At 34.2% G+C, this 13,420-nt stretch carries 12 protein-coding genes; 5 read left to right on the top strand and 7 right to left on the bottom strand.

Translation table 11 applies throughout. The features are described from left to right. Nucleotides 1-526: 526 nt before the first annotated feature. The 6 genes from ACFXN8_RS09300 to ACFXN8_RS09275 form a co-directional block, all read right to left on the bottom strand. On the bottom strand, nt 527-2,143 hold the full coding sequence (locus tag ACFXN8_RS09300; RefSeq protein WP_386844561.1) for a DUF4179 domain-containing protein: 1,617 nt from the start codon (nt 2,141-2,143) through the stop codon (nt 527-529). Then, the gene (locus ACFXN8_RS09295) at nt 2,130-2,663 is read right to left on the bottom strand and encodes an RNA polymerase sigma factor (RefSeq protein WP_386844559.1); all 534 of its coding nucleotides are present in this window, start codon (nt 2,661-2,663) and stop codon (nt 2,130-2,132) included. Before ACFXN8_RS09295 ends, ACFXN8_RS09300 begins: the two co-directional genes overlap by 14 nt. A gap of 645 nt (nt 2,664-3,308) precedes the next feature. Next, nucleotides 3,309-3,545 (bottom strand): small acid-soluble spore protein Tlp, encoded by a 237-nt coding sequence (tlp, locus tag ACFXN8_RS09290; protein WP_053595505.1) that lies wholly within the window; start codon nt 3,543-3,545, stop codon nt 3,309-3,311. A gap of 337 nt (nt 3,546-3,882) precedes the next feature. Then, nucleotides 3,883-5,244, bottom strand: a complete 1,362-nt coding sequence (locus ACFXN8_RS09285) for a TraB/GumN family protein (protein WP_386844557.1) — start codon at nt 5,242-5,244, stop codon at nt 3,883-3,885. Between the two features lie 207 nt (nt 5,245-5,451). After that, complete coding sequence (locus ACFXN8_RS09280; protein WP_386844555.1) at nt 5,452-7,917, bottom strand: S-layer homology domain-containing protein; 2,466 nt, start codon at nt 7,915-7,917, stop codon at nt 5,452-5,454. Between the two features lie 632 nt (nt 7,918-8,549). Beyond that, nucleotides 8,550-8,798, bottom strand: coding sequence for a LapA family protein (locus ACFXN8_RS09275; RefSeq protein WP_386844553.1), 249 nt, complete (start codon nt 8,796-8,798; stop codon nt 8,550-8,552). 352 nt (nt 8,799-9,150) lie between these two features. On the opposite strand from ACFXN8_RS09275, the gene ACFXN8_RS09270 reads away from it, so the two are divergent. Next, a complete protein-coding gene (locus ACFXN8_RS09270; protein WP_386844551.1) occupies nt 9,151-9,492 on the top strand; it encodes a CHY zinc finger protein in 342 nt (113 codons plus the stop codon). 96 nt (nt 9,493-9,588) lie between these two features. Then, on the top strand, nt 9,589-9,801 hold the full coding sequence (locus ACFXN8_RS09265; RefSeq protein WP_386844549.1) for a hypothetical protein: 213 nt from the start codon (nt 9,589-9,591) through the stop codon (nt 9,799-9,801). Between the two features lie 39 nt (nt 9,802-9,840). On the opposite strand, the gene ACFXN8_RS09260 is transcribed toward ACFXN8_RS09265, so the two are convergent. Then, on the bottom strand, nt 9,841-9,966 hold the full coding sequence (locus ACFXN8_RS09260; protein WP_386844547.1) for a hypothetical protein: 126 nt from the start codon (nt 9,964-9,966) through the stop codon (nt 9,841-9,843). A 1,155-nt stretch (nt 9,967-11,121) separates the two neighbouring features. On the opposite strand from ACFXN8_RS09260, the gene ACFXN8_RS09255 reads away from it, so the two are divergent. From ACFXN8_RS09255 to ACFXN8_RS09245, 3 genes are all read left to right on the top strand, one after another. Beyond that, nucleotides 11,122-11,373: a hypothetical protein gene (locus tag ACFXN8_RS09255; protein WP_386844545.1), complete on the top strand. Its 252-nt coding sequence runs from the start codon at nt 11,122-11,124 to the stop codon at nt 11,371-11,373. Nucleotides 11,374-11,470: 97 nt separating this feature from the next. After that, entirely contained in the window at nt 11,471-11,752 is a 282-nt protein-coding gene (locus ACFXN8_RS09250) for a hypothetical protein (protein WP_386844543.1), read from the top strand. Between the two features lie 31 nt (nt 11,753-11,783). Next, nucleotides 11,784-12,251 (top strand): hypothetical protein, encoded by a 468-nt coding sequence (locus ACFXN8_RS09245; protein ID WP_386844541.1) that lies wholly within the window; start codon nt 11,784-11,786, stop codon nt 12,249-12,251. Nucleotides 12,252-13,420 lie beyond the last annotated feature (1,169 nt).

Genomic DNA, 13,420 nt, shown 5'->3' with positions numbered 1-13,420 from the left:
CGTTAATTTCTCCATCTTCAACATTATGTACTTCAACTAATCTGCCCCGGTCAGCACAAAAGGCGATCACTCTAATTGAACAATCGCCCTCGTTAATGAAACAAGAAAAGTTATTCATTAACCTTCTTGATAATTGCTCATTATATAATTTACGAGACAATCATCAATTTTAACACAAATATCCATAAAAAAACCACCTCAAAGAATAGCTAAAGAGGTGATTTTTATCAAGCTTTATTACAAATTATCTATCTTTTTTACAAAGCTCAGAAGATGTGAAGAGATAATAAAGTTGTAAACTGAGAAAGTAGCAAAAAGAACGTTATCTCATTTAAAAGAGATTGTTACTGTTTAATTAAAAGGCCCAACTTCTCTGCAAATTAATATAGAGAAGTTGGGTTTTTACGTTACTTCATTTAGTTATATGAATAGGACTATCTATAGTAGGAGTTAGATTTTCAATTGAATACTGTATCTCTTCAAGTTCTGTTAAATTCCCCCTGAGCTTCTGAAATACTAATGCAGGTCATTTTCCAAACTTAAGTGGAATACGAAGCTCTTCGTTTGGCTTATTGATTCCATAACTATAAATGTAAATATCTAGCTCTTTCTTGTCGAATTTCTCATAAACGTCCATAGATTTATTACTTTCATCATAAGATTCTGGTTTCCCTAAGATCTGTTCTTTACCGTCCAAATAATAAGTTCGATCGACTCCATCAAACATCGAGTCTGAGCTCAAGGTTTCCACATAGAGGTTATTGTCCTTCAAATAATAAGTCCATGAGATTGGATACCCCGCAATGCTAGACGTTGTAGTTTGATGTTTTTCTGATATGTCAGTCAAATGGATTGGTTTGTCGTTCTCGTCTCCGTAAAAACCATCGATACGGTGCTTCGCGACGAGGGTTATAGGTTGATTAGCCAGAGAAGCTGTATCTAGCCCTACCACTTCAAAGCGTAGCTCTTCTTGTCCCTTACCCATGAGATACCCATTTAACAGAGTTCCACCTACATCTAGTTGATACTCTCTAAAAGGAAGCGTGTAGTAGTCTTCTTGAGTAATTTTCAAACGAACTTGGGTTGGTGTAACCTTCATTTCGTGGATTTTCGTTCCACCAGGCACATTGTCCATAGGGATATCTAGCACTTGCTTAAATGACGCATTTTCCAATTGTTTTTTGGAAAGATTCATATTTATGTTCCAAGTACTTTCTTTTGTTTCTAGTATGTGATCATAAGAAAGTTGGAATTTAGTTCCTTCTTCACGTAAGGTGTCAGACTTAAATATTTGACTCATGATTGCTCCTGAGCCTTGGTATGAGACAGGCATTTCCGCTTTTTTAACAGATTTATCCGCATCATTGATTGCCTCGAAATTGATCCATCTGTTCTCCAATTCAGGATCCGTAAGCGTAACAGCTGATTTTAGGAGAACTTTACCTTCAGCTTGTTCAAAAGACTGCAAGGTTACGCTATCCAGCCCATCCTTTTGAATTGGGAACACTTGCGTAGTAGAGTCATTAGGATTATAGCTGATGGACTGCTTCTTATTGTCGATCAATCGCATGTTCTCCATTATAAACTCAACATCGGTCGTCTGCCCTTCGGCAACCCAGTCCGTCTCAAAATACCCCTGGAATTCACCAATCTCCTCATTCCATTTGTTCCAATTATTCCCTTCAATAAAGTTATCCTTCGAATCTTTTAGTCCGATAAGTTTAAAATCTATATCCGTTACATCCTGAGATGTTTCAGGTTTCAAACTATACAGCAATACGGTTCTGTTCTCATCTATAAACGCCGTATGTACGGTTAACGTAACACCCTCCTTTGTAACGGATTGCTCAATCGTTTGACCTAAGCCCTGCTCTAATGCGGACTGAATACCTTCCCTATGCGAAAGCATGCTGGACCAGTCATAATTCAGAGCTGCATAAACTGGTGTAGCCATCAAAGCTACAGATAGCCCTGCCACCAATGCAAAGCGCTTTCGTTTTCGAGGACGGAGCACAACTGGTTCACCCCCAGCAACCTTTAGCTCGTCCTGCTGGATACTGCTCCACATCTGATCAAAGTTAGGGTAAGCGACGTTATTTGATTCCTTCATTTGGTTTTTAACCTTGTTTTCAATGCGTTCCAAATTGGTTCTCTCCCTTCAACCATAAGTTGTTTTTATGTTCAAGTTTTTTGCGCATGATTTTCAATGCCTTATGGAGTCTCGACTTCACTGTACCCACAGGAATCTGCAGGGTTTCAGCGATCTCTGCCATGGATAGCTCACCGATATAGCGGAGGGTAACAACTGCCATCAATTTATCTGGTAGTTGCTTCATTAGTTCCTCCCATTCTTCCTGAGCTGTTTTTTCTACTACAATGGTGTCTACGGATTTAACTGAAAATGTGGCCTGCTCATGAAGCCATTGCACCTGACCCTGTTTATCCCGCTGAGTCTGATTCCGTTTTAGCAAGTTTAAGCAATGGTTCATTGCGATGCGCATGATCCAGGCACGCGTATGCTCAACGTTTTGCCAATCCTGACGAAAAACGGTGATAAATACGTCATGGCAGAGATCTTCCGCATCTTGTGCGTTTCGCAGCATGTAATAACATGTGCGGTATACATCCTTGTTATAAGAATCGAATAATTCACGCTCTGTCAATCCAAGGCACTCCTTTCTTTGCGTTATACTTTATAAACAAATGACTATTGGAAAAGGTTCATCTTTTTTAGTAAAATTATTCTTTAATTATACTTAATTACTTTTTCACACTTTATTATTCATTACTATGACAGCTACAACAGAAGAGAAAGCTTTTATCCTATAGAAACCCCATCTTGTGCGTTCCGCAGCATGTAATAACATGTACGGTATTCATCCTTGTTATAAGAATCGTAATTCACGCTCTGTCAATCCAAGGCACTCCTTTCTTTGCGTTATACTTTATAAACAAATGACCAATGGGAAAGGTTCATCTTTTTTAGTAATATTATTCTTTAATTATATTTAATTCCTTTTTGCATACTTTGTTATTCAATACTAAGACAACTACATTAGAAGAGAAAGCTTTTATCCTAAAGAAACCCCGCATTTTGACACAGTCAAAGCGCGGGGTTCAAATTTTATCTATATTTAATTATTTGATAATCCATGTTCTAAAAAGGGATGTAATAAGTCATTTACAACCTCATAATAAAAGCAGACGGCGATATAGAGGCCCATTATAGAACTTCTAAACCATCTGCTTTTGTTGGGAAGTACTTTCAAGTTGGAGAAATGGTAGTTCCTCTTCCTATGTCTCCAATTCTACACTTCTCCTTTTTTACGTGCTGCCATTTCATCTTTCATTTCTTCTTTTAATCCTTCAATCGACTTTTGACGTCGCTTATTTTTTTCTTTAATCATTTCACTTTGCATAGGGTCTGCAAATTCCAAACTAATTTCCGCTTCATGAAGTTTTTCTTCAGTGTTCTTAACGATATCACGAATTCGTTCAACATTATTAGATCTATCATCTGGTTTCGAGTGTCTTGAATTGGCCATGGTAACCTCCTAAAATTTCGACATTACAATTAGTTTGTATTTTTTTTATATTTATATGTACACTAATTTTTACTAAGAAAAGTGCTTTTGCCTTTTTTGGCACGACAAGCACTGGAGAAAGGCTTACAGTGTGCTTACTACGTGAAAAGACTCTAGAAGCAACCAGTCGCTGAAGCGAATACCTAAACATCATGAAAATTGTCACTTTCTTATCTAAAAAAGCCCTTAAGGAAATAGATCCCTTAAAGGCTTTTATACTCAAATAACTAAATTAAGGTACAACTTACCCTTAATCCCCATGCTCTTTACGGGAGATTTACTAGTAAAGGGTTTTTCTTTATTGATAAAATGGCTTCACTTTGTACCCGTTTTTCTCCAAATGATAGCGAATGCTTTTCTCACCTAAGAAGTGACCTGAACCAACCACAACAAAGTACGTACCTTTTTTCTCTTTAAGTACATTCATGATTTTCTTTGCCATTTGTTCATCACGTAAACCAAATAGCATTTCATTGTACTCTGACGATTCGCCTTCCATCGCTTGGAAGCTTTTTGCAAACTCTTCAACGTTCCCCTGCTTCCAGCTTGTAAACCACTCTTGGAGGATGTTAGATTGGTTTTCTTCAGATGGATTGATTATGTTATCCAACACAGCAACTAAAGACTGCTCCTGTGCTTCTGGCGATAACGCGTCAAACATATCAACTTGTGCTTTCATACCTTCTAATTCAATCACTGGCTTTTGTTGCAGCTGTGCATTTAATAAAAAGTACATATCAATACCATGCATCGCCATTTCTTGTGGCGTCATACCAAAGGAATCATCCGTTGCCAGCATTGATAAGTTGCTTGACAGCATCCAAGGCTTTTGCAATGTCAGTTGTTCCATCGGGAGATTGTATAGCTTTGCAACTTTCTCAAGCTTCGCATATGTTTCTGGTGCAACAGCATCTTTCAGTGTTGTGCCATCTGAATACATTGCCTTCTCTGTATAATAATCAAGGCCTTTCGTATCCAGAATATTTGCCTCTACTAATAGCGCATCCGCTTCATCGAACGCCTTTACTAGTTTTTGATCGAATGGATATAAGTCAGGTGTACCTAGGTGAATGGAGCCCAATAAATACACTCGCGTATCCTCATCCTCTACAACCCAGGCTACCCCCTTTGCCCCTTGTTCTGCAAGTGCGTATGTACTCTGAATGAATCGAACAGCTAGTAGAACAGCTTGTTGCGTCGTTGCTTTCTTCTCTAATTGCAGTCCGTTTGAAGAACCTTGTAAAATATTATGTTCTTTCATAAACTTAATGGCATCTGTACCAACTGGTAAATCATAACGTGCTACGATATTATACAAACGCTTCACAATATCACCGCGTGTGTTATCGTTCTTCACGCTCACTGGCTTATATTGTTTATTTTTCGCTAAGCCCAATGAGGCAATTTTCTTTTCCGTTAATGCCAGCAGTTCATTTACCTTTTCCACAGAGATTTCTTGAAGGAAGTCTTCGTAATACCACTCAATTGGGTAAATCCCGTATTTTTCACCCTCGTTTAAGGTTTCAATAGCCCACTCACTAATCGATGGCGCTAAGGGAGGTGATTGCTCCTCCGCATGGATCACTGGAACAACTGTTGTCAGCATCAAGGAAGCGGCAAGCAACGCAGCACTCGTACGTTTCATTATCTTTTTCATCATATTATCTTCTCTCCCTCGGTCTTATTTTTGTATCTACACCGTTTAAAATTATACCATTTAACACCCATCTATTTTATACTAAATGTGAAAATCTTTACAATTTTGCATCGACCTGAAAACATTTTGATACGATTGCTAAAAAGAAAAGCCTTGTAGAGATATCTCTACAAGGCTTTTCTAATTTGAACGGTTTACATTACAAACTTATTAATTTGAAACAGAACCGTCTTTAACATTGTTGTTATTAGCATCAACTAGATTAGTTGATTTGAAATCAACTACAATGCTATCTGTTAATGCATAGTGATCTTTAGTTGTCACAGTAAGTTTACCACCAGTTACAGTAGCAGAAGTAAATTTTACAGTTGAACCAGCAATTTTAACTGTTAAACCTGTTGCTGTAGCTTGATCAACAATACTTTTAGAGAAGTCTACTGTAAATGTTTTGCTATTTACCACAGTTATTTTAGAAGCTACAGGTGCAACATTTTCTTTAAGTGTTACTTGAGTTGTAGCTTTACCATTTTTAAGTGTGTTACCTTTAGTATCTACTACATTCTTAGCTTCAAGTACATAAGGACCATTAGCAGTGATAGAACCTTCTGGTAAAGTGAATCTTACTTTTTTAGTACCATCTACAAACTGAAGTTGAGTTCCAGCTGGAAGCTCTTTTCCTCCAAGTGTGTAGTTAGCAACTGTTGTTGCTGTTGCCGTCACATCTGCAGCATATTCAACAGTAAATACATTGTTATCTGTTACGACAACAGGTGTAGTTCCAAATACTAATGAATCTGTAGTAGTTTCAGGTGTAGCTTCGAAAGATCCAGTTGTAACATTAAATGTAATCGTATCTGCAGTAACGTTTTTAGATAAATCTTTAACCGCTCCAGCAGATAATTCAAATGTATATGTTGAATTGCTATCTAAATCAATGTCAACTTTCACTGTGTTTTTCTCAGCACCCTCAATTTTGCCGTTACCATCTACGTCGAAACCAGCATCAGCTTTTACCGCTGTTACTTTTCCAGCAGTGTAAGCAATACCATTTTGAGTTTTAAGCGTTAAATTTCCATCTACTTTTACAGGTTCACTAAAAGTAAGGTATAAAGCATCTACGTCTGTAGTAGAATTCACATCATCAGCTACTAACATTTTAGTTGAAGCAGATACAAGTGTAGCAGGAGTTGTATCTTTAGATAGAATAGCGTTGAACACAAATTCATCTCCAGCATTACCAGCTAAATCTTTATGTCCTTCTACTTTAATGTTTGTATTAATAAATGTCGCTGTACCTAATGCAGTTTTTGCATCGATAGTGAATACAGTATTATCAGCAGCATCTTTAATATTTTTATCTGTTAAGACGAAAGGAGTTGATCCAACAGTTACTTTTGCATACCCTTCAGTTCCATCAAGATTTTGTTTCATTAATTCTTCCGAGAAATCAAACGTGATTTCTGTACCGTTCACTGCTGTAGAAACAGTTGGTTTTGAACTATCAACGTCTGCCTTAGCAACTGTGAAGTTAACAGCAATAGGGTTAGCGATATTGTTAGCAAAGTCAGTAGCGCCAACAATGTCCACTTTATAAGTCTGTTCAGCAGTTAAGCCTTTGATTGTTAATGTTTTACCAGATAATTCATATTGATTATCAGAAAGTTCAGTACCGTTCAAGCTTACTGTTCCTGCGCTTTGTACAGGCTCATCGAAAGTGATCTTTACTTCAGTACCTTTTGCTTCAACAGAATTAACGCTAACAGGAGTTGTGTCTGCAAATGTGATCAATTTGTTAAACTCTTCAGTTAGAACTTTAGCATCTGCTTTCGTTTTGATTGGTTTTACAGTCACTTTGCCATTAGTTAATTTTAACTCTTTATCAGTTGTTAAAGTAACAGTCATGCCGTCTTCAGATGCTTCTGCTTTTGTGATAGCTACACCATCAATAGCATATTTCGCTGTCATTTCAGCATCTTTTGCATCAACAGCTGTGTTGAACTTCACTTCAAGTTCCTTCGCATTAAGTCCTTTTACAGAATCTACAGCTGGTGTTACCTCTTTAGCTGTTGCATCAATTGTACGTTTTACCATAGTAGCGAATTCTTCACGGCTAATTTTATCTTGTGGTGCTAATAAAGAACCTTTACCGTTGATTACGCCGTTTTCTACAGCTGTTTCTAAGTAAGATACAGCCCATTTAGAGGCTTTAGAAGCATCTGAAAATTTGCCAAGATCTGCTTTACCTGTTAATTGGTAACCTTGCACGATAACTTTAGCAGCTTGTTCTCTTGTTAACTGAGCTTTAGGTTCAAATTTACCATTGCCCATACCATCAAATAATTCAGGTGAAGTTGCAAGCACTGCATTATAGAACCAGTCATTTTCATTTACATCAGAAAAATCTTCTGTTCCTGTAGCTTTTAAATCTAATGCTTTTGATAAAATTTCAGCAGCTTCTGCACGAGTAAGTGTACCAGCTGGGTTGAAGTTTCCTTTTTCATCGCCTTGGATGAAACCTTTGTCAGTCAAAAACTGTACAGCTTCTTTTGCCCAAGATGAAATGCTATTTGCATCTTTAAATTCAGCAGCTGATGCTACTGGTACGATTGCTGATGCTACTAGAGCTGCTGTAGCTGTAGTTGCGAAAAATTTACGACCTTTGTTTTGCTTTGCCATTATTTTATTCCTCCAGAATTTTAATAAAATTATATTTATTCTGTGAAAACAATATTATCGCTCTATTAATTTTCTAAAATATGTATAATACGTTTTCACAAATAATAAATTTACTACAAAAAATTATATGTAAAGCATATTCCAAATCTATGATGATTAAATTTCCCAATCAAAATTTGCCTCACTAAACAATAATATTACTATGATTCCAAAAAATAAATGCTAAAAATAAGGTAATATTAATATAAAATTGGGCAACTAGGGAATTAATACCTTATTCACTAGTGTGGCAGATACATTTTATTAAAATAATGGAATTTACACATCCGGGCAAAAAAAGCAGTGCCCCATTTTTCTGGGCACTGCTTTTTTAAGGGAGCAATCAAATGACCGTGTCTCTGCTTTATTTTTTATTAAGTAGACTAGACCTAGCTAGCCAATACGGGACGGGGTACTTTTATTTAAGAATTCCTTATTCTTCACAAAAAGATATCCCAATACCACGACCTTCTTTAATCCACTTTTCTACTTCAGATGTCTTGCTCTCTTAGACATAAAAATGCCCCTTTAGATAACTATAGTCTAAAGGGGCAAAACGATACATCTTTTTTCTTAGTGAAATAAATCAATATTTAAGAATGTTGATCTATTTCACTTCCAGCCTTTTTCAAAGCTCTTTGAAGTTGATAAATTTTCATCATACTAATTAATCCAACTAATAGGGCTCCCAATAGGACTGACCCAATAATAACGAGGATCAACGGCCACTCAGCTTTTCCAAATAAATAATTAACCGTTACCTTGTCAACATTTATAACTGAAAATACCGCGATAATTAAGACCACAATTATTGCTAATATTAAGTTCCATTGCTTTTTCATATGCCACCTCATTCATTGTTATCTAACTATTCTACATTCACTATTATAGAATCAGGATTAGCTTAGGACAATCACTATTTCGCGGCAAGGGTATAACCTTAACAACTCTATCTTAATACCATGAAACATCCAAAACAAAAAACATCCGCTCGCTTCTTTTATTACAAGCGAACGGATGCGAATTGCGCGAATATTTAAAAAATCACTTTATGGTAGGAGAAGCGAAGATGGATTTATCATCAACGGTTATAAAACATTTTCCATAGGGTCTCAAGTGGCAGATTGTTTACAAGTATCGTGGCAAGATGAAGACGACGATAAAGTTATCTTTAACGCTTAAGAGGTTAAAAATATGATGAGGAATTTCGATTTAGCGATTGATAACGAAGGACGATGTAAACACTATCATGGAGAAAACGATACCACTTTACTAAAATTCAAATGCTGCAACAAATATTATCCTTGTTATAAGTGTCATAGTGAAAATGAATTACACGAAGTTCAATTATGGAAAAAAGATGTATTTCATAAGAAAGCCATTCTTTGTGGGGTATGTAAAAAAGAATTAACGATTAATGACTATCTACACAAGAAAACATGTAGATACTGTAATATTACTTTTAACCCCAATTGCTCAAAACACTATATCAAATATTTTGATATTCCTATAGAACACACTAATTGTTCTCTTTAAAAAGATACACTATTTTTCGAATATTAGTATTTAACTATCGACATAAATATGTTAACCTTTTATTAAGTATGGTTAACATAAAAGCGGGGTGCTATTATGGTCAAATCATTAAAGGGTCAATTCATTCTTTCATGCTTTACATCATCGATGTTTACCATTTATATTTTTATGCTGTTCAATACACCAATTCAAATAGATAACGTACAGGTAAATATTTGGATATTTGCCGCATTGGCAGCGGTTTTTAATTTAGGTGTACAATCACAAAGGTATTTTCAATCAAAAAAACAGTACGGTAGAAACAAATAAATGGAAGGCGGGTAAGAATATTTCTTACCCACCTTCCATTTATTGTTGAATTAATATCTTAGAAAGTTCTTCCCTCTTGAATCCAGTAACTGTCGAAACAATCTCTCCCGCTTTTTCTGTATAGTTTTTCACATCTACTATAAACTTGTTTTTTGTATCTTTCATAGTTATCAATCTCTTTTTTTGAAAATAAAAAAATAACCTCTACGAATATGATAACGTAAGAGGTTATTTTTTAATCAAACTTTATTATAAATGATCAATCTTTATTTCAAATGATCAAACTTTGTTATAAATAATCAATCTTTTTTATAAAACTACAGAAGAAGTGTGAGTTATAACTAATGCTGTCACTAAATAGGTATGTATTCACCTCTTTTTATAATATAAGTTTGTCATATTTTATATTTACTATCGTCATTATCCGAATAAATTATATCAATAGCTGTCATAAACCATTTCTATTGATTCTCCTGAAATTCAGCTATTGTCTTTCTTATTAATTGCCCTAGTCCTTATATTCATCATAACTAATGAAACCTTTGACTTTTACAGTTTCCCCAGGGCGGGCGGCCATTTTACTTTTTTTAGATCTCTTTGTCGTCACACGCTACAGCCTAGAATAGGGTTATGACACTTAAGCCTTATCGAAAGCATTTTTCCACAGCTTAAGGGGGCGGGCTAACGAGCACAAATTACAGTAACGAAGGAGAATTTATTGCAGTGGATTCAGAGTTATCATGGAAACCTTCTGTTAATGATATTTTTAAAAATGGCAAAACAAATAAAGGGTATCTAGTAACAAAAGTAATGAATGGAAGAGGCCGAATTTGTTGGAAGCGAAACTATATCCCCCTCTATACATGTTTACTAAACAGATGAAAGAATTTGTGTTGAAATGCAGGGTGAATAAATGACTATTTACTATAAGGGTTTAGCTAAAGAGACCATATTAAATAATTAAACAATTTTGTTCAACAAAGTAAAGAGAAATTAGTTTCAATTATAAATAATGTCCCTATATAACCGATTGTATATGTGCTTAAAAGCCACAAACATTGTTTCATTAGTGTTTCGTGGCTTTTCTAGTGACAATTGTTTATAGAGCTTTTTATGCTGGGAATTTTGAACCCCGCTGTAAAAGGGTTTTATTCTAATTTATTGGAAAATAAACTGATACATATTTTTTGATGAAAAAGAAAAAGTTATTTTAATACCCTTTTTTTAGTAGTATTATGTACTGGTATAAATAATGTTTTTTAAGAGAATTAAAATTATATTCAAAAAAAGGATTTATTCTAAAAGGAGTGTTTTTATAAAATGTTAGGTTTATTTATAGGTACAATACTTATCATAATAGGATTTTTTATAATTCCTATTGGCTTTGTTCAATTAAAAGATGAATTAGGGGATTATAGTGATAAGCCTATATATAAAAGAATTTTTGTTTATACTATTGAAATTTTTAGTTTCTTAAATCTTAGTAACTTCATTGGTTGGTTATTGGGTATAGGGTTGTTACTAGTTATTTCAGGTTTCTATTTTGTAATTTTATCTTTTTCTAAATTATAATACTATTTATTACAATTTATTCAACTAAATTAGTAAAATTTAGTTGAATAAATTTCACTATAGTGGTATAGTTCAATAGTTACGGAGGTGAAATAAAATGGGAATTAAATCAACATTAAATAGTTGGAGTAATACAAATACGATTACAAAAAGTATTGCAACGTCATCTGCTAAGGGAGCAGCAATTGGTGGTACTGTCGGTACAACTGTAACAGCAACTTTTTCTTCTCCTCGCTTTACATCTAAAGGTAGTGTTGCAGCAGGCGGAGTTGCTGGAGCAACTCTAGGTGCCAATGTGGGCGCTATTCAGGGTGCTGTTACTGGATCAGTGAAATACGCAGCTGGTTCTGCAGCAAAATTTTTGGGATTGACAAATTAATAATAATAAAAACTGGATGTGAATTACATAAATGAGCATTCAGTTTGCCATTTTTCGAGGTGCTAACTTGATTAACTCAATTACTATTTGTGAAAATATAACTAAAGAATTTAAATCCGTTAACGAAAAAAAAATATTTACACCAAAAGATGCTTATGTTTGTGCTTTAATTGAGTTAAGTAAAATAGAAGAGGATACATACATTAATATAGAATGGACAATTGATGATAGTAAACAAGAAATAATCGGCATTTATCAACTACCTTTAATTGGGAAAGAAGATGTTTCTAGATTTGCTGTTGCAGGTTTAGATATTCAATTGTTGTTATCAGAGAATATTATATATAAAACTTCTCAAATTAAAGTTACAGTTTACTTAGATAGTAATATTGAGTATAAAATAAGTAATGATTTTATATTAAAACCCTATATTGCTTACAAAGGGAATAAAATAAAAAGTATAAATTTACATACATCATCAAAAGAATGGGAGATTTAAAAAGTAATATTATCTCTCAATGTAAAAAATGCGCATTCAGATTTTGAAATTAAACAGAAACCTTTACAGAAAATACCAGAGGACAACTTTTGATTGTAGCAGACACTACATTCTTTTGTCGTCCTCTTTTTATTTTAGCCAAAGGAGTGAAGCATAGTGGATATTCTAAAAATATAGATGGTAATGCTACTCAGTACGTTCATTATCAGGCAACGCTACATCTGCAAAACCAAGTCCTTTGGTATAGCATACAAAGCTTATTTTTGAAGATAGTGCATTGCATACTCAAATCCATTTCTTTCTACTATAAGACAAAATTTAAGGAAGAAATACAACTTTAGTGGTTTACTAAATCTTTTAAAGTCTTATCGTATAATCGATAAATTACAGATATAATTTCCTCATCTATTTCATCAACAAATTCAACTAGTTGTTCGTCTTCAACGCTTCCGTATTCTTATCTTCTTTTATCGAAAACAGCTTTTTTTATAAATATAAGAACTATTTATAGTTTTATCACATGTGAATGCTTTTATAATGGCTCCTTATTAAAGTAGGTCTAGGTTAAATTAATTGAACGAAGTAAAGATCAAGTTACCATGTTTCTATTTTTTATTGTTTGTATTACAGCTTTTATCATTCTCTAAATCAGCTAATATATTTTTTATCAATAAAGAGATCCCTTTATACACTCCACTAGAGCTAGTCAATGTCTTTTTGGTAACTCCTAAAAACTCACTTAAAAGAGAATAATCAACCCTACCATATTGTTTATAAATCTGAATTATAGTTTTTTCTAAATTCCTCTTCTTTATTAATTTTTGTTCAGATTTACTTTCTTTCGCTGAGTTAGAAATAAACCTAGATATTTCAGGATATTTTTTTGTGATTTTTTCGGATACTCCAATAAATTTATGTACTTCATGTCACTAGCGTCGCATTAAAATAATTCAACGTATTTTTAAAAACTGAATTTTCCGTAATATTATGCATGCATAAAAAAAGCCTTTATAATGGTTGGGTGGTAGTAAACCATCCAAATCCAAAATAAAGGACATAAGCATGGATAATTTTACACGAAAAACATCATTTGAGCAATGGTTTTCACCTATTTCTTCTACGCAAATGGAGAAATTAGTTGAAATTCATCAATTAAATTACTATACAAA

It is taken from the genome of Lysinibacillus sp. NPDC059133 (assembly GCF_042755925.1).
Taxonomy (GTDB): Bacteria; Bacillota; Bacilli; order Bacillales_A; family Planococcaceae; genus Lysinibacillus.
This window is presented reverse-complemented; position numbering and strand designations above follow the sequence as displayed.